Source organism: Anaerotaenia torta, assembly GCF_050433395.1.
Lineage (GTDB): Bacteria > Bacillota > Clostridia > Lachnospirales > Lachnospiraceae > Mobilitalea > Mobilitalea torta.
Map to the genome: position 1 here is coordinate 1 of NZ_JBNPXH010000019.1, position 21,809 is coordinate 21,809.

General features: G+C 47.7%; 11 protein-coding genes and 1 other annotated feature. Of the genes, 6 read left to right on the plus strand and 5 right to left on the minus strand.

Going from position 1 to position 21,809, the window contains the following annotated elements:
* Positions 1-328: 328 nt before the first annotated feature.
* Positions 329-593, plus strand: a binding site (T-box leader).
* Between the two features lie 110 nt (positions 594-703).
* From HNQ56_RS23015 to HNQ56_RS23030, 4 genes are all read left to right on the plus strand, one after another.
* Positions 704-3,385 (plus strand): valine--tRNA ligase, encoded by a 2,682-nt coding sequence (locus HNQ56_RS23015; protein WP_429150770.1) that lies wholly within the window; start codon positions 704-706, stop codon positions 3,383-3,385.
* 11 nt (positions 3,386-3,396) lie between these two features.
* Complete coding sequence (locus tag HNQ56_RS23020) at positions 3,397-4,710, plus strand: DUF1576 domain-containing protein (protein WP_429150772.1); 1,314 nt, start codon at positions 3,397-3,399, stop codon at positions 4,708-4,710.
* Between the two features lie 26 nt (positions 4,711-4,736).
* Positions 4,737-5,216, plus strand: coding sequence for a methylglyoxal synthase (locus HNQ56_RS23025; RefSeq protein WP_429150774.1), 480 nt, complete (start codon positions 4,737-4,739; stop codon positions 5,214-5,216).
* A 536-nt stretch (positions 5,217-5,752) separates the two neighbouring features.
* A complete protein-coding gene (locus HNQ56_RS23030; RefSeq protein WP_429150775.1) occupies positions 5,753-14,209 on the plus strand; it encodes a rhamnogalacturonan lyase family protein in 8,457 nt (2,818 codons plus the stop codon).
* 53 nt (positions 14,210-14,262) lie between these two features.
* On the opposite strand, the gene HNQ56_RS23035 is transcribed toward HNQ56_RS23030, so the two are convergent.
* Positions 14,263-15,147 carry a LysR family transcriptional regulator gene (locus HNQ56_RS23035; protein ID WP_429150776.1) on the minus strand — a complete coding sequence of 295 codons (885 nt, stop codon included), beginning with the start codon at positions 15,145-15,147 and terminating at the stop codon, positions 14,263-14,265.
* A 174-nt stretch (positions 15,148-15,321) separates the two neighbouring features.
* Here HNQ56_RS23035 and HNQ56_RS23040 point away from each other — a divergent pair, with 174 nt between their 5' ends.
* Positions 15,322-19,191: a phosphoribosylformylglycinamidine synthase gene (locus HNQ56_RS23040; RefSeq protein WP_429150778.1), complete on the plus strand. Its 3,870-nt coding sequence runs from the start codon at positions 15,322-15,324 to the stop codon at positions 19,189-19,191.
* A gap of 65 nt (positions 19,192-19,256) precedes the next feature.
* On the opposite strand, the gene HNQ56_RS23045 is transcribed toward HNQ56_RS23040, so the two are convergent.
* The 4 genes from HNQ56_RS23045 to HNQ56_RS23060 all read right to left on the minus strand — a co-directional run bounded on the left by HNQ56_RS23045 (position 19,257) and on the right by HNQ56_RS23060 (position 21,357).
* Entirely contained in the window at positions 19,257-19,559 is a 303-nt protein-coding gene (locus HNQ56_RS23045; RefSeq protein ID WP_429150780.1) for a hypothetical protein, read from the minus strand.
* Positions 19,556-20,239 (minus strand): hypothetical protein, encoded by a 684-nt coding sequence (locus tag HNQ56_RS23050; RefSeq protein ID WP_429150781.1) that lies wholly within the window; start codon positions 20,237-20,239, stop codon positions 19,556-19,558. Before HNQ56_RS23050 ends, HNQ56_RS23045 begins: the two co-directional genes overlap by 4 nt.
* The gene (locus tag HNQ56_RS23055) at positions 20,220-20,738 is read right to left on the minus strand and encodes a hypothetical protein (RefSeq protein WP_429150782.1); all 519 of its coding nucleotides are present in this window, start codon (positions 20,736-20,738) and stop codon (positions 20,220-20,222) included. Before HNQ56_RS23055 ends, HNQ56_RS23050 begins: the two co-directional genes overlap by 20 nt.
* A 73-nt stretch (positions 20,739-20,811) precedes the next feature.
* Positions 20,812-21,357, minus strand: coding sequence for an RNA polymerase sigma factor (locus HNQ56_RS23060; protein WP_429150783.1), 546 nt, complete (start codon positions 21,355-21,357; stop codon positions 20,812-20,814).
* Between the two features lie 251 nt (positions 21,358-21,608).
* On the opposite strand from HNQ56_RS23060, the gene HNQ56_RS23065 reads away from it, so the two are divergent.
* Positions 21,609-21,806, plus strand: a complete 198-nt coding sequence (locus tag HNQ56_RS23065) for a helix-turn-helix transcriptional regulator (protein ID WP_429150846.1) — start codon at positions 21,609-21,611, stop codon at positions 21,804-21,806.
* Positions 21,807-21,809 lie beyond the last annotated feature (3 nt).

Below are 21,809 nucleotides of genomic sequence, written 5' to 3' on the forward strand. Positions count from 1 at the left end.
TATACCAAAACCAGACGGTTTCATGCTATTTTTATGCCAGTTATTATTGAATTTTCAAGGTGCATAGGCACTTATTCAAGTGCGAAGTTTGAGTATATAATTTAAATAACTTAGTGATTTTGGCATTTTTTATTAAGATGAAAAATATGTAACAATAGGTTTCATCTACTGAAAAACTCACACATAGTGTGAGTTTTTTGGTGTGTACTCTTTCCATTTGCGAAGCACGGTAAGGTTTCTTATGCCCCCTTGCCGCTATAAAAACACTTGACATTAATTCCAACCTCGCATATGATTATACTAGTGTTTTATTACATTAATCATACGATAAAATGTGAGGATGGAGAGGATTAGATAAGAAATCCTATCAGAGAGAACCGCTCATTGGCTGAAATGCGGTTCAAGGAGAACTTATTGAAGGTAGCTCCGGAGCAGCAGCTTTGAAACCTTTTGTATGCGGGTCATATGGGAAGGGTGCGTAGGAGATGCCGGGAAGTCCCGTTACAGACACATGAGTTGATATTGCCGGCAGATGGGAGCTAAAGCTGGCGTTATCATGAATAAAGGTGGTACCACGGTTCTTCGTCCTTTTTGGCGGGGAACCTTTTTGTTTTGCGGACAGGGCAGACCTGGCGGATAACGCCGGCTGTTACTGGTGCGAGAGATACGAATATAATGAAAAACAGAGAGGACGATTAGAGAAATGGAACAAGAAACAGCAAAGAGCGTTACATTGTCAACAACCTATGATCCAAAGGCCATTGAGGAAAGGCTCTATCATAATTGGGAGGAGAAGAAATACTTCCATGCCGAAGTTGATAGAAGCAGGAAGCCTTTTACCATTGTAATTCCGCCGCCGAATATCACGGGACAGCTTCATATGGGTCATGCATTGGATAATACGATGCAGGATATTTTGATTCGTTTTAAGAGAATGCAGGGATATAATGCCCTCTGGCAGCCGGGAACCGATCACGCCAGCATTGCCACCGAGGTTAAGATTATTGAGCAGATGCGCAAGGAGGGCATTGCCAACAAGGAAGACATCGGAAGAGAAGCCTTCCTGGACAGGGCCTGGGACTGGAAGAAGGAATATGGCGGCAGAATCATCTCCCAGCTCAAGAAGCTGGGCTCCTCCTGCGATTGGGACAGGGAGCGCTTTACCATGGACGAGGGCTGTTCCAATGCTGTAAATGAAGTATTTGTGAAGCTTTATAACGAGGGAAAGATATATAAAGGCTCCAGAATCATTAACTGGTGTCCGGTGTGCCAGACCTCCATCTCCGATGCGGAAGTGGAGCATGAGGAACAGGCGGGACATTTTTGGCACATCAAATATCCCATCGTCGGTGAGGAGGGCTTTGTGGAGGTGGCCACCACCCGTCCGGAGACCATGCTGGGAGATACCGCGGTTGCTGTTCATCCGGAGGATGAGAGATACCGGCATCTCATCGGGAAGATGGTTCTGCTCCCTCTGATGAACCGTGAGATCCCGGTAGTGGCGGATACTTATGTGGATAGAGAGTTCGGAACCGGAGTGGTTAAGATTACCCCGGCTCATGACCCCAATGATTTTGAGGTGGGGAAGCGGCATAATCTCCCGGAGATCAATGTCATGAATGATGATGCCACCATCAATGCCAGCGGCGGCAAGTATGCAGGAATGGATCGCTATGAGGCCCGGAAAGCAATTGTAAGCGAGCTGAAGGAATTGGGGCTGTTGGTTAAGATTGCGGATCATTCCCACAATGTAGGAACCCATGACCGGTGCGGAACAACCGTAGAGCCTCTGATCAAGCAGCAGTGGTTCGTTAAGATGGATGAGCTGATAAAGCCCGCCATCGAAGCGGTTAAGTCCGGAGAGGTTGAATTTGTTCCGGAGCGTTTTGATAAGATCTATTTTAACTGGGCGGAAAATATCAGGGATTGGTGTATTTCCAGACAGCTCTGGTGGGGACACCGCATTCCGGCCTATTACTGTGCCGGCTGCGGCGAGGTGATAGTTGCCGGAGAGGAGCCCTCCAGATGTCCCAAATGCGGATCCACCCATCTGAGGCAGGATGAAGATACCCTGGATACCTGGTTCAGCTCCGCCCTATGGCCCTTCTCGACCCTCGGATGGCCGGAAAAGACAGAGGAGCTGGATTATTTCTATCCCACGGATGTGCTGGTAACGGGATACGATATCATTTTCTTCTGGGTGCTGCGAATGGTATTCTCCGGCTATGCCCATATGGGAGAGAAGCCCTTCAGCAAGGTGCTGATCCACGGCCTGGTCCGGGATTCCCAGGGACGCAAGATGAGCAAATCCCTGGGCAACGGAATCGACCCGCTGGAGGTAATTGATAAATACGGCGCGGATGCCCTTCGCTTCTCTCTGATCACCGGCAATGCCCCCGGCAATGACATGCGTTTCTACTGGGAGAAGGTAGAGGCAAGCCGCAACTTTGCCAACAAGGTATGGAATGCTTCCCGTTTCATCATGATGAATCTGGAAAAGGCCAATGTGGGAGAGAGCATCGACGAGAAGCAGCTAACCCTTGCAGACCGCTGGATTCTCTCCAAGATGAATACTCTGGTTGCCGAAGCGACGGAAGGTCTGGAGAATTATGACCTGGGTATTTCGGCTCAGAAAATCAATGATTTTATCTGGGAAGAGTTCTGCGACTGGTATGTCGAGATGGTGAAGCCAAGGCTGTACAGCGAAACCGACGAGACCAAGGCAGCGGCGCTCTGGACGCTGAAGCATGTGCTGATTACCTCCCTTAAGCTGCTGCACCCCTATATGCCTTTTGTAACGGAGGAGATTTTCTGCACCCTCCAGGAAATGTCCGGTCAGTGTGAAGCGGCTTCCATCATGATCTCCAAATGGCCGGTATATCAGGAGAGCTTTGACTATGACAAAGAAGCGGAAGCGGTGGAGTTGATTAAGGAAGCGGTTAAGGGAATTCGCAACCTGCGTTCGGAGATGAATGTTCCCCCCAGCAGAAAGGCTACGGTGATTGTGGTTTCCGACAGCACAAGGATTCGGGATATCTTCAGTGACAGTAAGGTCTTCTTCGCGACCCTCGGCTATGCCAGTGAGGTTCCTGTCCAGGCGGATAAAGCAGGAATCCCGGAGGACGCGGTATCCATTGTGATTCCGGGTGCGCTGATTTACATTCCCTTTGCAGACCTGGTGGATATCGATAAGGAAATAGAACGTCTGAACAAGGAAAAGGAGCGGCTGGAAGGAGAGCTGAAGCGCGTCAACGGTATGCTGGCCAATCCCAACTTTGTAAACAAGGCGCCGGAAAGCAAGCTGGCAGAGGAACGGGCAAAGCTGGATAAATATACGGACATGATGAAGCAGGTAAAGGAACGCCTGGAACAGTTAACGAAATAACCAAAAAACAAATGGGAGAATGTATGGGGCAAAGACGAAGAGAGCATTTTGTCAAAGAAAAACAAGTATCGCCTGTCTCGAACAGAATAAAATATGGTATTTTCACAACGTACTCACTGTTGTTTGTATTATTTGGACTGGCGGTGGATCCTCCGCGGAGAATTGTGCAGGGAATTTACCGGATTATTGTAGAGCCGGATGTACTGATTACGGATTATATTGAGATTGGCGGAATGGGAGCCGCCTTTGTCAATGCCGGGGTCATTATGCTTCTTACTATTCTTATTTTATATTTTTTGAAGGTTGAGATCAGCGGGATTTCGATCATTGCAATTTATCTGATGGGCGGCTTTGCGTTATTTGGAAAAGACCTGTTGAATATATGGCTTATTATCCTTGGTGTGGTGTGTTATGCGGCATTTAAAAGGGAGAAGCTTGCCAGGCATATCCATACGGCTTTTTTTGGAACAAGTCTGGCGCCGATTCTGTCAGAGATATTCTTCCGGCTGAATCTTCCCCTGCCGTTGAAGCTGTTGCTGGGAGTTGGTGTGGGCTTAAGCATCGGCTTCATATTACCTCCCCTGGCCGCTTCGCTGTTTAAGGTGCATAAAGGGTTTGATTTGTATAATGTAGGCTTCACGGCGGGACTGATCGGCACCGTCTATATATCCATCTTCCGATCCTACGGCTTTGCTTCGTACAGCCGTCTGGTGTGGAGTGAGGGAAACAACCGGATATTCGGGCTTCTGTTGTCTTGCTGGTTTCTATCCATGATCATTCTTGGTTTTCTCCTGAACGGCAGGCATCTTAAGTCCTTAAGAAGACTGTTCACCTACTCGGGAGTGGCGCCCAGTGATTTTGTTGCTATGACGGATTTTGGAACGGCCCTGATCAATATGGGATTGAATGGTTTTCTTGCCCTGGGTTATGTGCTGGTGGTGGGAGGAGCTTTGAACGGCCCTACCATCGGAGGCATTATGACGGTGATGTGTTTTGGCGCTTACGGCAAGCATGTAAGGAATATTACTCCGATCTTAATCGGTGTAATCATCGGCAGTCTCACTAAGACTTGGAATATCAATGATCCGCCCATTCTTCTTGCCGCCTTATTCGGCACCGGGCTGGCGCCCATTAGCGGGCATTATGGATGGCTTTACGGAGTGATCGCCGGGTTTATCAACTCTTCCGTGGTTCTTAATTCGGGAATTCTGCATGCGGGAATGAATCTATATAACACCGGATTTTCGGCGGGGATTGTGGCAGCAGTTATGCATCCGGTAATAGAGATGCTTGGTGTCGGTAAGAGTAAAGTAGAGACAGAATAGGAAAAGAAGGAAAGAGAGGGAATACTATGCTTCAAGATGAATATATCAGCTTTACCATTGAGAAACAAAAGCACATAGCGCTTATTGCCCATGACAGCAAAAAGAAGGAATTGGTGGAATGGGTGGAGGCAAATAAGCATATTTTAAAGAATCATTTTCTATGCGGAACCGGCACGACGGCACGCATGATTGCAGATAAGACAGAGCTGCCGGTCAAAGCGTACAACAGCGGTCCTCTTGGCGGAGATCAGCAGATCGGTTCCAGAATTGTGGAAGGGAATATCGATTTTGTAATCTTCTTCTGGGATCCTCTTGAATCCCAGCCTCATGACCCGGATGTAAAGGCACTGCTGCGTATCTGTGCGGTATATGACATTCCTGTTGCCAATAATAAGGCGACAGCGGACTTTATGATTACCTCCAAGTTTATGAATGAGGAGTACGAGAGAAAGGTGCTTAATTATAACGCAGTAATTCAGCGCCGTATTAAGGAATTGAATCAATAGAGAAAGCTTCCTGGCAAAGGAAGAGAAGTAAATCCAAGGCCGAGCGGATGTCTCCTGAAAAGGGGATGCCTGCCCGGCTTTTTTTGTAATATGAGCCTTTTGGTTTCCTGTAAAGTATTATGGAATATCATGAAGTATTGGGCTTTTAGCAGGCTTTTTCCTGCATATTTTCCAAAGGTATCAATTGTGTGATTCCAACTATAATTACAAATTCCGACTCCTCCTAATTTATACAATTTGTATTAAAAAAAGCGAATAGGTCTGTTTAAAACAGATATATTCAACTAATAATTGGGGTGAAAACACTATAAAGATTAAAAAATTGATTAGAATAAAGCCGAAATCGAATAGTTTTAATGTGAATTTGAATGGAAATGATTAAGAATACTGTATAAAATTTCATTATGATTTTAAAGTAATTTTGCTCTTTTCATAATATTCCGGTTCCGGTTGATCTTTGCCAATGGAGGGGAGCTTGTGAAGCGGAGCAAGAGGTAACCAATCAAATAAATGGGAGAGAAAAGGAGAGATAATCTATGAAGAGAAGACTTCATAAGAGAGTGCTTGCTTTTGTGTTGACATGTGTTATGATTGCAGGCAATCTGGCAGGGGTTGCCAGTGCGGCGTCTCCAATGGAAGGGCAGGAGCAAACCGGACAAGTAGCTTTGGCGGGAATGGGGACTTCCTCTGCCTTCGACTTTGCTTTTGGAAATGAGATAACAGAGGGGACTGTTTATTCGGAAGGGACAGGATATGGATTTTCGGATGAAGAGTATAACACTCCTGCACCTGGATGGGTCAGTGGGGTGTATTATCCCCGTACTTCCAGTTCTTTAGGAACCGTGAATTATGTAAAGGCGGTATCCGGCAGTGCGATGATCGCAGATTCCCTTGAAATTGGAAGCAAAGTGTGGACGGAAACCGAAAGCTCAGGGTATGGGGTTTATACCTATGAGAACACATCCGTTTTTCATATGGATTTGGAAAATGCAGATTATGATGTTACCGTAACCTTTGTGAACCCTGGGGATACATCCTATACAGCCTATGTAAAAGCGGAAAATATCACAAAGGCCAGCGGTATTCAGGTGGAGCCGGGACAAACCGTTTCGAAGAGCTTTACGGCAGTGCTGGTGGACGGCAAATTAGATCTGAAGTTTTTAAAGACAAGCGATGCAAAAGAAGAAACAGCAGCACCTCTTGGAAAGGTATATGTCAGCAGGCTGCAGATTAACCGTAAGGAAGCAAAAGAGCCGGGAGTAAAGCCTACGATTTACCTGGCATCCGACTCAACCGTTCAGACCTATGATAAATACTACTATCCTCAGGCAGGCTGGGGAGAAACCTTACATAACTTTTTTGGCGATTTCATAGAGGAAAGAGAAGCGGTGAATGCTACTTACAGCCAGTCACAGGTCTATGAAGCAGCCAATGTGATTGTAGAGAACCGGGCAATTGGAGGAAGAAGCTCCCAGTCCTTCATTGATGAAGGAAAGCTGGATGATTTATTAGAGGATATCCGGCCGGGAGATTATCTGTTCCTTCAATGGGGACATAATGATGCGACGACTTCCAGGCCGAACCGCTATGTATCCGTCGGAGATTTCCCGAAGGCGATCCAATATTACATTGATGGAGCAAGGCAAAGAGGCGCAACTCCGGTATTGGTAACTCCGGTGGCAAGATACAGCCCCAATGCGGATGGCACCTTTAGCAGTAATTTTGACGGATATCGTCAGGTAATGATTAGCATGGGCAACGATCAGGGCGTTCCTGTTCTTGATTTGACCGGAGCCTCCATCAGCTTGTGTGAAGATTTTGGCATCGATGGAGCAAAGTCCTTATTTCTTCATCTGGCAGCAGGCGATTATGACGGCGCGTATGCCGGCGGCGTGGCAGACTCCACCCATTTGCAATATTACGGAGCCTATAAGTTTGCCCAGTGTGTCGCAAGATTAATTACCGAGTATGGGAAAGATGCTCAACTGGATGATTTGAAATCCCGTGTGGTCATTAATATTCCTACTCAGACTCCGGAAGCGGCAGCCAATGTCGTTACGACCATGGTTGGTGCTACCAGTGTGAGCCTTGGATGGGATAAAGCGGAAGGCGCAGAATTATATTATATTTACCGTCAGGAATTAACAGAGGGTCAGACCGTTGACAGTGTGGATTTTACCCATGCCGATAAATATTCTGTAAGCTCCGTAACGAAATATACAGACAAGAATTGTGTCGGAGGAAGAACCTACGCATATGCGGTAAGGGGCTTTAATGAGAAAGGGCTTGGTGAGCTGTCCTCTGTAATTGCAGTAGAAACCAAATCCGCCCTTTATAAAATTGATTTTAATTATAAGCCGGACAATGAGGTAATGCCCGGTTATACACCGGTACATAGTTCCCAATTATATGATAAAGCATTGGGATACGGCTGGACAAAGGCGCCTAACAATGGACGTGACCGCGGTATGGCGATCCCGGGCGTCAGCAATGCTTTGACCCGTGAATTCTGTATGGCGGGAGAATTCGCATACGATCTGCCCAACGGCGATTATGAGATTAAGATTTATTCCGGCGATGTTATGGCAGGCGGTTCTACCGTTAAGTCCGATTTCTTTGCGGAAGGCGTCAGCCTTGGCACGATATCGGCGAAGCAGAATGTCGGAACCTTAAATGCGGTGATCCGCATTACGGATGGTCAGCTGAACCTTACCATTGGCGGACAGAACGGCTATATTAACGGTCTTGAGCTTACACCGATCTTAGGGGCTCCGAGTATGCTGTCCTACTCTGAATTGCAGTTCGGTGAAGGGAATGTCACTTTCCTGATCAGTTTTGAAGGAATTGCCGAAGCAGTATCCTACAGAGTGTATCAAAAGTCTACCACGGACCCGGCCTTCAGCGTGGTTAAGTCCTTCCCGGCAGAGGAATTGGGAGGATTGGACGCAAGTGCCATGGCGGCTAATTTCGGTGAGGTCAGACAGTATTATGTAACCGCGGTGCTTGCCGATGGAACGGAATCAGCGCCAAGTAATACCATTGAGGTGGCAATGATTGACCCTGATGCGGCACCTCCCCTGGCGCCTGTTAATGTGAGGGTGGAGTCTGCAGGCAGAGCGAATATCTATCTCACCTGGGATACGGTTACAGGAGCTACCTCCTATAATGTATACCGCTCCACAAGATTGGAAGGAATGAAGGGATATAAGGGCTTTACCAAAGTGGGAGAAATTAAGACTTCTTATTTCTCTGATACAGACCCTGACATTCGTACCAATATCCCCTATTACTATATGGTAGAAGCGGTTGGCAGAGGAGGAATTGGACCGAAGTCGGCTCCGGTGCACAGCCCGGTTAATGATGTCCTGGTAAGACAAAAAGCGGAAAACTTATCAGACAGAGCCCTGGTTGCGGTGGATCTGGCCGGTAATAAGGGTGCGGATATAAACGTTACAACAAAGGATGCGGACGGCAATGAGCTGATGAAGGGTGTATATTTAAGCTGGAGATTATTTGAGAGTGATCCGGAGAATGTCACCTTTGATATTTATAGAAATGATGTCCCCATTCAATCCGGTCTTACTGTGACAAACTGCGTAGATCCGGACGGCAGGGCAGGAGATGTCTATAAAGTAGTCGGAAGCTCTGACGGCGCTTCCGGTCTGACTGCAAAGGCAGTTAACAGCTGGGCAGATTACTTCCTTGAATTGCAGTTAAATAAACCGGCCGATCAGCTTCTGCCTGACGGAGCCCTTGTCGGTTTTACAGCCAATGATATGTCCGTTGGTGATTTGGACGGAGACGGCGATTACGAATTAATTGTAAAATGGGCTTCTAATTCAAAAGATAATTCCGGTGCCGGTTATACCGGAACTACCATATTGGATGCCTATAATGTGGATACTTCCACAGGGACAGCCGATCTTATGTGGAGAATTGACCTGGGTGTCAATATCCGTACCGGTGCTCACTATACTCAATTCCAGGTATGGGATTTTGATGGTGACGGCAAGGCGGAGCTGATTTGTAAAACGGCGGACGGAAGTACTACTTATCAGAATATAGGCGGTAACCTGGTTGAAACCGGTTATGTAGGAGCGGTAAGCGCAAGCGAACTTCCGGTATCCGTTATAAGCCCTGCTCATGATTATAGAAACAGCAGCGGATATGTACTGAATGGTCCGGAATACCTGACTGCTTTTGACGGTGAAACAGGCGGAATTCTTGCAACAGCGGATTATTTGCCGGAGCGCGGCTCGGTGGATGCCTGGGGTGACGGATATGGTAACCGTGTGGACCGTTTCTTATCGGCGGTTGCATATCTTGACGGAGAAAATCCGAGTGCGGTATTTGCAAGAGGCTATTATACCAGGACCTGCCTTACTGCTTATGATTTAGTGGATACGGACGGGAATGGAAAAGGGGATACCCTTCAGGTAAGATGGAGGTTTGACAGTAATAATTATCCGAAGAGCCAGTATGGCGAAGTAGAAGCACAGGGTAACCATGGTTTATCCGTGAATGATGTGGACGGGGACGGTAAGGATGAAATTATATATGGCGCCCTTGCCATTGAACATGACGGTACATTGAAGTATACAACCGGTCTGGGACACGGAGATGCCATGCATGTATCGGATTGGATCCCTTCCCGTCCGGGACTGGAGGTCTTCTCCGTACATGAACACACAAACTCTGAATATCAGGTGGAAATACGTGATGCGGAGAGCGGTGAGATTTTATGGGGATACTTTACCGGCAAAGATACCGGGCGCGGTGTTGCGGCTGATGTAGACCCGAACTATATTGGTGCGGAGATGTGGGCCAATGCAGCCTGGGACGGTGTGGACGGCGGACTTTATTCGTCAACATCGACCTTCGAGAATTTTGTTAAGATTTCTGAGAGAACACCGGATGTAAACTTTAGTTTATTCTGGGACGGCGATTTATTAAGCGAATTACAAAACCATACTTTCAATAATGCTGCCTATGTTCCTCTTCGTACCAATATCACAAAATGGAATTATGCGAAGCAGGAGTCGGAGAAATTATTTGACAGCGCGGAAGTATATACCAGTAATGGTACAAAGGGTAATTTGGGATTAGTGGCAGATATTTTGGGTGACTGGAGAGAAGAAATTATTGCAAGAAGCTCTTCGGATGACAGCAAGGTCCGCATCTATACCTCTACCATTATGACGGATTATGTGATACCTGCACTGATGGAAAACAGTGCTTATCGTATTGGTGTTGCATGGCAGAATGTAGGATACAACCAGCCGGCCAACTTGGACTATCTATTATCGGAAGGAGTAGTGACATCGAAGTTAAAGCCGGGAACAGTAACAGCGGATTCTGCGTCCTTTATCTTCTCGGAAGCTTCTGACGGTGTGCACGGACATGCTATTACCGGATATGAAGTATACAGAGCGGGGCAGGATGGGGAATACCAGTTACTGGATACCCTGCAATTGGATGAGTTGGTAGAAGTGACGGAAGACGGTACTTCAGTAAGAGAGCCAATTGATTATAAGTTTGATTTTGGTGACGGAGCCGTTCAAGAGGGATGGATTAATATCAGGACTGCCAGTGCTTCCTATGAAGCAACCGGAACCTATGGATTTACAGACGCTGCGAAGGAATTAGGGTTTTCCCATAAAGGGTATGCTTATACAGGCGATTTACAATATGTCTATGATGATTGTCTGTTGGGCTGGAATGATAGTGGTGTTTTTGAATTTGTGGTAAAGGTTCCAAACGGCAAGTATGAGGTTGCATATCATACATACAATGGTTCCGGGACACAATACAATCAGGTGACAGTGGAAGGTACTAAGCTGACGGATATCAGAAGAGGAAGCAGTGTCAAGTCCGTGATTGTAGAAACAGTAACAGTGGACGTAAATGACGGTACCATCAATGTTACGAATCAATCCAGTAAAAGCGGTAATCCGGCTATCTACTTTAACGGTCTTACGATTAAAGAAATCGTAGAGCCGCCGGTAGTTACAGATCCCGCCGATATCACCTACTACGGTTATAAAGATACGAATGTGGCTGCCGATACAGAATACTCTTATAAAATTGCAGCTATCGCAGACGGAAGAACGTCTTATCTGTCTGCACCGGTAAAGGTAAAAACCTTAGTGGATATTCAATCCATAGTAGACTTTACCTTGCCTGACCTGGTAGAGGATGCCATTGTACCGGAAGGCGGTTCCGCAGCGGATTTGTTACCGGCACAGGTGAATGTAATAGATACCAAAGGCAACGAAACAACGGCCGCTATCCTTTGGGATGTTACCGGCCTGGATATCACGAATCCGAACACCTATACCATAACAGGTACAGTGGCAGGGTATGAGGGCGTGATCAGCAAAACGGTAAAAGTAGTTCCGAATAAGATTGATTCTTATAGCTTTGAAGGCTATACAAAAGTGAGCGATACAGAGCCTTATTATGTGGTTTACACAGTGAAAAACGGCTCCCTGGAACTTCCCGGGACAGCAGTCTTTGCTTTCTTAAACAAGAGAACAGAAGCAGCTGCTGTTGTATGGGATGCTTCAGCGGTGGATCTCACGCAGAAAGGAACGTATACTGCCGTAGGTACAACTGCAGCTCTTGCTAAGTTTGGTTCTCAGACGGTAAAAATGAGTGTGGAAGTAAAAGATGATTATATTACGGGATTTGAAAGTCTTGCGCCGGTAGAGGCGGCAATTGGAAGCAGGAAAGAAGATCTGAGTTCCCTTCTTCCAAAACAAGTAAAAGCCATTTATAAATCAGGTAAAACAAGCACGGTAGAGGTAACCTGGGATATGGATATAAACGAAGAACTTCTTCTGTCAGAGGGAAGCTTTGACGTAAAAGGAGCGGCAGAGGATTATTCCGGTCAGGTGCTTCTCAAGGTGTTTGTGGATTACAAGGCAGTATGGAAATTTGATTTTGGTATTAATGCGGCAGATGCAGCTCCCGGATGGACCGGTGTTACGGTAAATCCCAAGGGCGGCAAACGTACCGCGGAGCAATTAGGCATCTCTTATACCAAAGCAAGAGGCTATGGCTTTGAAGATGGAGCGGCAGCCGTGGAAGGACGCGCGGAAAGCTATAAACAGGAGGGTATTTTACCTTCACTGGTATACACGGACTTTGTTATTCCGGATGGTCAGACCTTTATTGCTGATGTGCCGAATGGTACTTATAACATTGAATTTACATCCGGTTCTTTCTATAAGAGTACTGTTAAAGTGACAGTAGAAAATTCCGGCTCTGTATTTTCGGTAGGCAACAATGCCGAGTCTTATACAATCGGAAAGGTAGCGGATGTAGTAGTAACAGATGGAAATATATCCATGTACTTTGCGGCAGGAAATACTTCGCGTCTGAACTCCATTGTGATCAGACAGGTTTCAGATGGGGGAGCACCGGGAACAACGGTGGATAAAACAGCATTGTCACAGGCTGTTAATACGGCAAGGGCCCTGGATAGCAGTAAGTATACAGCAGAAAGTTATGCGGCGGTAGTTCAGGCCATTAATCATGCATCTGCAGTACTTGCAAATAGTGATGTGACACAGGAAGCAGTGGATGCTGCGGTACAGGCATTGGATAAAGCGGTGAGAGATTTGGTGGAAAACACGAATCCGGTAACGCCAACACCAACACCGAATCCGGTAACGCCAACACCGACGCCGAATCCGGTAACACCGACACCGACGCCGAATCCGGTAACACCGACACCGACACCAAGGCCGGTAACGCCGACACCGACGCCGAATCCGGTAACGCCAACACCGACACCAAGGCCGGTAACGCCGACACCGGCACCGACATCGGCACCGAATCCGGCAACACCGACTTCGGCACCGACCGTAACTCCTGCGCCGGCAAATGAACCAAAGCTGGACGGCAAGGATAAGGTTGAGGGATGGACGGATATTGTTAAGCATCTGGAGGAAATAAAAGAAGAACCGAAGGAGGAAGGAAAAGAGGAGAGCCAGGAAGAGAATACCGTTGTTATTCAGGTGGGCGACGCCTCAATTCTTCCCAAGGAAGTGTTGGAAGTAATACAGAATACAGACAAAACCATTGAACTGCAGTTCGAAGATTACAGCTGGATTATTAATGGTAAGGAAATCTACGGTGAAGAGCTTAAGGATATTGATTTGTCCGTCCTCAGACAGGCAGAGCAAATTCCTCCGGCGGTGATTGAAGAAGTGGCTCAAGAGGCTCCTCATGTACCTTTACAGTTGGCAGATCACGGTGACTTTGGTTTACGGGCAATTCTTTCGATTAATCTGAACACAGAGAACAAGGGTAAGATTGCCAGCCTTTTCTACTACAACCCGGAGACCGGAGCCTTGGAGCTGCAGTCCGTAGGAAAGATTGATGATAAAGGTAAGGTGAATTTAAGCTTCACCCATGCTTCCGAGTACATTATTGTAATCGATGATAAAGCATTATTAACCGAAGCCGCAGTGGAGGAAATTAAGGCAGCACCCTCGAAAGAAACCTTATATGTGGGGGGAACAACAGGGAATACCGCGACGGTCAAGATAGAGCTTCCCGGCCCGGTTAAGGAGGCAGTGGATGCCAAGCTGGCAGATATGAAGATCACTTATAAATCAAGTAACAATAAAGTGGTTGCCGTGTCAGCGAAGGGTAAATTAACTGCAAAGGCAAAGGGTACCGCTGTGATTACCGTCACTGTTACCACCGGTGATATAACCAGAACCTATACCGATAAAATCACGGTAAAAGATGCTTCTATAAAACTTATAAAAGAAACCGGTTCTATGAAGCTTGGAAGTAAGTTTACCTTTGAAGTAAAGGCATATGGTTATAAGAAAACAGATATTATCTTTACGACAACTAAAAAATCCATTGTTGTAATTGATAAGAAAACAGGATTGGCAGCAGCTAAATCAAAAGGCACGGATTACATTGTAATTAAGTGCGGAAAGCTTACGAAAAAAATCAAAGTAGTAGTGAAATAATGATGAAAAGCTGTAATACAGGATACCATTTCCTGTATTACAGCTTTTTATTCTTAGAAAGAATGCTCTGACAGACTGTCAATAAAATACCGGGCGGCATCCGACAGCGGAATATCCGCATTATATGCAGCCACCAGCCTGCGGGAGGGGATCGCCTGATCCGTATGAATCACAGCCAATCCTTCCAGCTCCTTGACGCAAAAATCCGGAATAAATGCAATTCCCAAGCCGATTTTCGCCAGATCAATGAGCAGATCATTGCTGCTTAGTTCAATAGCGGGAACCAGATCCAGAGAATGCTCGAGGAAGAGATTATGCAGAAACATGCTGGTGGTAGCGCGCTTTTCCAGCATCAGAATCGGATATTGGAGCAGCTCTGCAAATCCGATGGGGCGGTTACCCAGGGGAAAGGCATCCGGGCTCGCAATGAAGATATCGTGAAACTCTTTCACCGGAAGAACCTGCATCATATTATTCAAGGCGGGGTTGGGAGAGTTGGTGACAATAACATCCACATCGTTGCGCTCCAGCAGCTTGGCACATTGCAGGGAAGTAGCATTGGTGACCTTGATATGAATATTAGGATATTTTCTATGGAATTTATTCAGGTAGGGCACCAGATAGTAACGGCAGATGGTGTCACTGGCTCCGATTCTTAACTGGACACCGCTCTTCGGATCGGCACAGAGCTGATTCTCCCCGCGGCTGATCAGGTTAATGGCGGGCTCGATATGCTTAATTAACAGCTCCCCCTCCTTGGTCAGCGCCACCCGCTTGGTGCTGCGGATAAACAGGGGCTGATTGAGCCGCTTCTCCAGGGTCTTAATAGACTGGCTTACCGCGGACTGAGAGATATACAGGGCGTCCGCCGCCTCTGAAAAGCTCAGGCTTTTCGCTACATGATAAAAGACTTTATACAATTCGTAATTAATATCCATAAATCCCTTTCTATGCAGTGTTTGCTGTTTATTAGTCAACCTAATAAAAAGATTAACATATATTAATTTTGATTATAAGACATGCTATGCTATAATGCAAGTAAATGATGAAATTCGGTAACGGTTCAGATGGGGGAAGGGAACTGTTGCCAAATTTGAGAGAGGGAGCTGGGAATGGATAAAGTAAAAAGGATTTATGTGGAGAAAAAGCCGCCGTATGCGGTAAGGGCGATGGAACTAAGAACAGAGCTGCACAGCTATCTGGGGATCGAAAGCCTTGGGGCCGTTCGGGTGCTGATCCGTTACGATATAGAAAATATCAGTGAAGAGACGTATCAGAGTTCTTTGGGAACGGTTTTCTCAGAGCCGCCGTTGGATATCCTTTATGAGGAGAATTTTCCGTTTGCTGACGGAGACAGAATCTTTACCGTGGAATATCTTCCCGGTCAGTTTGACCAGAGGGCGGATTCCGCACAGCAGTGCGTGAAGCTGCTGAATGAGAAGGAAGAACCGGTTATCCGTTCCGCAGCCACCTATGTTCTGTCCGGCCGGCTGTCCGAAGAGGAATTTGAACGCATTAAGAGCTATTGCATCAATCCGGTGGATTCCAGAGAGGCGGAGGAAAGTAAGCCGGAGACTCTGGTTACCTGGTTTGATGAGCCGGAAGACGTGGCTATTTTGGAGGGCTTTGCGAGACAGGAGGAAGAGGAATTAAAGAACCTGTATGCATCCTTGAACCTGGCCATGACCTTTCAGGATTTTAAGCATATACAGAATTATTTCAGCAAGGATGAGCGGCGGGATCCCTCTATGACAGAGATACGTGTGCTGGACACCTATTGGTCGGATCATTGCCGTCATACCACCTTTTTAACGGAGCTGAAGGAGGTTACCATAGAGGAAGGCTATTATACGGAACCGATCCGGGGAGCTTATCTCAGTTACCTTGGGGAGAGGGAGAAGCTGTATGCCGGTAGGGATGATAAATACATCTCCCTGATGGATCTGGCTTTGCTGGCGATGAAGAAGCTGAGGGCAGACGGTAAATTGGAGGATATGGAAGTATCCGACGAGATCAATGCCTGCTCCATCATTGTTCCGGTGGAAATCGACGGTAAGACGGAGGAGTGGCTGGTATTCTTTAAGAATGAGACCCACAATCATCCGACGGAAATCGAGCCCTTCGGCGGCGCGGCAACCTGTCTGGGCGGTGCCATCCGCGATCCCCTGTCTGGCAGGGGCTATGTATATCAGGCAATGCGTGTGACCGGAGCGGCGGATCCTACGGTTCCGGTGAAGGATACCCTGAAGGGTAAGCTGGCACAGAGAAAGATCTGTACCGGAGCGGCTTCCGGGTATAGCTCCTATGGCAATCAGATCGGCCTTGCCACCGGATTGGTGGATGAGATCTACCATCCCAACTATGTGGCCAAAAGAATGGAAATCGGTGCCGTTATGGGCGCGGCGCCGCGTAAAAATGTAATCCGTGAGAATTCCGATCCGGGGGATGTGATTATATTAATGGGAGGAAGAACCGGGCGGGACGGCTGCGGCGGAGCTACCGGCTCCTCCAAGAGCCATACCACGGAGTCCATTGAGACCTGCGGCGCGGAGGTTCAGAAGGGAAACCCTCCCACTGAGCGAAAGCTTCAGAGGCTGTTCCGCAGGGAAGAGGTGAGCCGCCTTATCAAAAAATGCAATGATTTCGGAGCGGGCGGTGTGTCGGTTGCCATCGGTGAGCTGGCTCCGGGGCTTGAGATTGAACTGGACCGGGTGCCGAAGAAATATGCGGGGCTGGACGGAACGGAATTAGCCATTTCTGAGTCCCAGGAAAGAATGGCGGTTGTAGTTGACCCTGAGAATGTGGACCGGATGCTTGATTTTGCCGGGGAGGAGAACCTGGAAGCGGTAGTGGTTGCAAAAGTAACCGAAACTCCCCGTCTGGTGATGAACTGGAGAGGCCGGGAGATCGTGAATATTTCCAGAGCATTTCTGGATACCAACGGAGCACACCAGGAGGCAAGAGCTAAGGTGACAATTCCTTCCCGGGAGGGCAGCTATTTCCGGAAAGCTGCAATGGATTTGGACGGGGATGTCAGAGAGAATTGGCTGAAGGCCTTATCTGACTTGAATGTCTGCTCCAGGAAGGGGCTGGTGGAGATGTTCGACAGCTCCATCGGGGCGGGGACTGTAACCATGCCCTATGGAGGAAAATATCAGCTGTCCCCGATTCAGACCATGACGGCGAAGCTCCCGGTTCTTCGGGGGAATTGCGATACCGTATCCATGATGAGCTACGGCTTTGATCCCTATCTGTCCAGCTGGTCGCCTTTCCACGGTTCCGCGTACGCCGTGCTGTCCTCGGTTGCTAAAATTGTAGCGGCGGGAGGCGATCACAGGGGAATCCGATTTACCTTCCAGGAGTTCTTCCGGAAGCTGGGCAATGATCCGAAACGCTGGGGAGAGCCGCTGGCGGCGCTGCTGGGGGCCTATGATGCCCAGCTGAAGCTGGGGCTTCCCTCCATTGGAGGAAAGGACAGCATGTCCGGCAGCTTTAATGAGATTGATGTGCCTCCGACGCTGGTTTCCTTTGCGGTGGATATCGCAAAGGGCGGGGATGTGGTTACCACAGAGCTGAAGGAAGCGGGAAATATATTGGTTCAGTTTGAGATCAGAAAAGATGCCTATGATCTTCCGGATTATGCCCAGGCTACCGGGCTCTATGACAGGATTACGAAGCTGATGCGGAAAGGAAAGGTACGGGCTGCTTATGCGCCGGGCTTTGGAGGAATCGCAGAGGCTCTGAGCAAGATGGCCTTCGGTAATATGCTGGGAGTGCGGCTTCCGAAGCAGCTTACCGAAGAGGAACTGTTCCTTCCGGGCTATGGGCATATTATTGCCGAGGTTTCCGAAGAGACGGCTATGGCTCTGGAACAGGAAGGGTTTGCTCCGGAGGAATTCAGAAGGATCGGAACCGTAACACAGGAGCAGGAATTCCGTTACGGCGGTGTGACAATTCACTTGACCGAGGCTCTGAAGGCATGGACGGATACCTTGGAGACGGTGTATCCTACCAGGGTTCAGACGGACGGTTCCGGAGCAGAGCAGCGGGAACAGGATAGTGAGCAAGGCTTGGGGAACGAGCAGGATTTGAGGATAATACAAAATCTGCCGGACGGACAGAACTTCGCACAGGGAGAATTGGGCAATAAGAAGATATATCTGTCCCAGAACAAAGCGGCGAAGCCGGTAGTATTCATCCCCGTATTTCCGGGAACTAACTGTGAGTACGATTCCCTGAGAGCCTTTGAAGCGGCAGGAGCAGAGGTGAGGACAGTAGTCTTTAAGAACCTGTCGGAAGACAATATCCGTGAGTCGGTGGATGCCTTTGCAAAAGGAATCCGGGAGGCGCAGATTCTCATGTTCCCCGGCGGTTTCTCCGCCGGAGATGAGCCGGATGGTTCCGGGAAATTTATCGCCACAGCCTTTCGCAATGAGAAATTGAAGGAAGCCGTAAGTGATCTGCTGAATGTCCGGGATGGACTGGCTCTCGGTATCTGCAACGGTTTTCAGGCATTGATTAAGCTGGGACTGGTGCCTTATGGGGAGATTACGCCGCAGAAGGAGGATTCTCCCACTCTGGCGACAAACCATATCGGGCGGCATATCTCAAAATCAGTCTATACCAAGGTGGTGTCCAACAAATCCCCCTGGCTGATGAAGGCAGAGCTTGGAGGGGTATACTCCATACCGGCTTCTCATGGGGAAGGGCGTTTTGTAGCCGGTGAGGAATGGATTAAGAAATTGTTTGAAAGCGGCCAGGTGGCTACCCAGTATGTGGACTTGAATGGGAAGCCCACCATGGAGGAGGATTATAACCCCAACGGCTCCTATTATGCTATTGAGGGAATCACCAGTCCGGACGGAAGGGTGCTGGGTAAGATGGCGCATTCCGAACGTATCGGCTCCTCTGTGGCGGTGAATATTACCGGCAATCAGAATCAGTATATCTTTGAATCCGGTGTGGCATATTTCAGGGGATAATTAATGATAGAAGAAAAGAGTGTCAAAGGGAATTGTGAAAAAAACCTTTTGACACTCTTTTTGTATTAATGAAGCTGGATGTAATTGTAGGCCTCGTTGATGCAAAAATCTGCAATTGCCATTCCCATGGCGAAGAAGGTCAGCAGAACAATCAACACTATGGCGGTCTTGTCATAAATTAATTTGTCCGCCGACTTAGCATTGGCAAACAGAATCTCTCCGCCCAGAAAGAGGAAGAGGATGGGCCAGAGCCGGAAGATCAGATCATAGGTTACACCCGGCAGGATGATCCGAAGCAGGAAGAGGATTCCGAATATAATCAGCAGGCCGCCCAGAGTAATGGTGCCCACGCGGTGAGTTTTCGTCATTCCGCATTCCCTCCTTTCTGATTAGTAGATTGATCCTGATCCGGCTGGCCTTGGTTGGATGCGGCGTGCTCAAAGGGGTCATGCTCAAAGGGGCTGCGGTTAGACGGGCCATAATCAGATGGAATAGGATCAGCATGGTCATAGTCAGACGGCCCATAGCCGGCAGCATCCAGATCCTGTTTCTTGCCGCGAATCAGATACAATCCAAGAGCGATGATGATAAAGGCCACAAGCAGCTGGGGCAGGGTACGGCCAATCTGGCGCAGATGGGAGTAAAGGAAGGACGGAAGAATGGCATGAAGGAGATCGAGGAAATTGTTCCACAAAATGCTCACTCCTATAATGATCAGCAGGAGCGCAAGGGTGTAGCGGTACTTTTCCCGGAGTACTCTGACGGTATTCGAGGTAAGATCCGTCAGGAGGATAAACTCATCCTCCAGGGAATAGAACTCGTCGTCCGGCATTGCGCGCAGGTTATGGGTATCAAAAAATGCGTAAAACCAGATGATGGGCATTAAAAACATCAAGGGGCCAAGCTCTAACCAGGTAGATAAAAAGATGGTCAGGAAGAATAAGGCCATTAAGCTGCTTCCGCGCCTCATAAAGCCCATGTACATCTGCCCGGCGCCCGGCAGCAAGGAAAAACAAAAGGTTAAAAAACTACTTTTCTTTCGGGTCATAATCACTTACCTCCACATTAATAATTTGATTGGAAAAGTCCAATATATTCCGGCTGATACGATCCATCGTATCCCGTATGGTATTTGTAATAGGAATGCGTTCTTCTTCGGAAGTCTTTCCGGACTCGTGGTTCTCCGGCTGGAGAATTGCGCCGGGAAAATCGGTGCTGTCATAGGGCTTGCCGTAGGATAGCGTAAGCAGCAGGGCAATGGCGGCGATTGCCGCGGTTCCCACCTTGAGGCTGTAAAGGAACAGCTGCAGCTGCTTGGAGGCATTTCTGGATCTTACGGCAATCTGTACCTCAGGTCTTGAGACGGCTTTCATAATATTTTCTTTCATATCCCGCGGGGCAGGGATGATTTCTTCCGACATAAAGGCTGCCAGCCGGTCAGAACAGTAATTACAGGAGGATAGATGCATTAGAAATGCTTCCTGCTCTTTGCCGGACAGAGATCCGCTGGAGAATGCAGCGAATTCCTCCTGCGAGACATGTCTCATACCGGATCTGTGCGCTGTGTCAGATCTATATGCTGTTTTGGATACCTGTGTTAAGCCGGTTCTATGTGGCTTGTTATCCATTGTTCAATGCCCCCTTTCGATATGTTTTTTGCAGCATTGCCCTGGCCCGGTAGATCTGGGTCTGGACGGTCTTCAAATTCTTCCCGGTGTTGGCGGCTATCTCCGCAGCCGTCAGCTCCCGGTAAAAATAGTCAAATGCTATTTCGCGATATGGTGATTTTAAGCTGTTGCATCGTTGGAATAATTGCCGTTTGACCTCCAGCTCCAGGACATTTTCCTCGGGAGAGGGATCCTTGGCCTTCTGTATGAGGAAATAGTCATCCTCCGTAGGGATACTGCGGTGCTCCGCGCGTTTTATGAAATCCAGGCATTTGTTGGTTGCAATCCGGCAAAGCCAGGCTTTTTCATATTGTCGGTCAAAGCTGGGCAGGTGCTTGTAGGCGGAAAGGAAGGTTTCCTGTGCCAGGTCCTCGGCGTCAAAATAATTCTTTACGATCTTATAGCAAATAGAAAATATTAAATTTTGATAGGTATCGATCAGATACTCATAATATTGCTCGGTATTAATTTGCTCCGCCTCCTCTCTCCCTACAACCATAATAACGGGTATATCTTCAAAACATCTTCAACTATTTTTGTTTTTTCAGAGCTTTTTGAAAATCAAGTAAATTGTGATATTGGTATCATAGTATATTTCATAAGAATGGACAATAGCCCTTGCGGATAAACCAATCAATGACAGATAAATTATTTACAAAGTCATGGAAAGTGTGCTTGACATTTGAGCGGATGCATGGTATTCTGTTTATGGAAAGTAAGCTTTCCATAAAGATAAGAAAGGGTGATATTTTGAAAAACCGGCTGGAAGAAATACGAAAGCAGAGAGGGATTAAGCAGGAAGAGCTTGCCGCTGCCCTGGAAGTATCCCGGCAGACCATCGGTTCGTTGGAAAATGGGCGATATAATCCCTCCATTATTTTAGCGATCAAAATTGCCCGATATTTCGGGCTGAGCGTTGAAGAAATCTTTATTTATGAGGAGGAGTGAGGA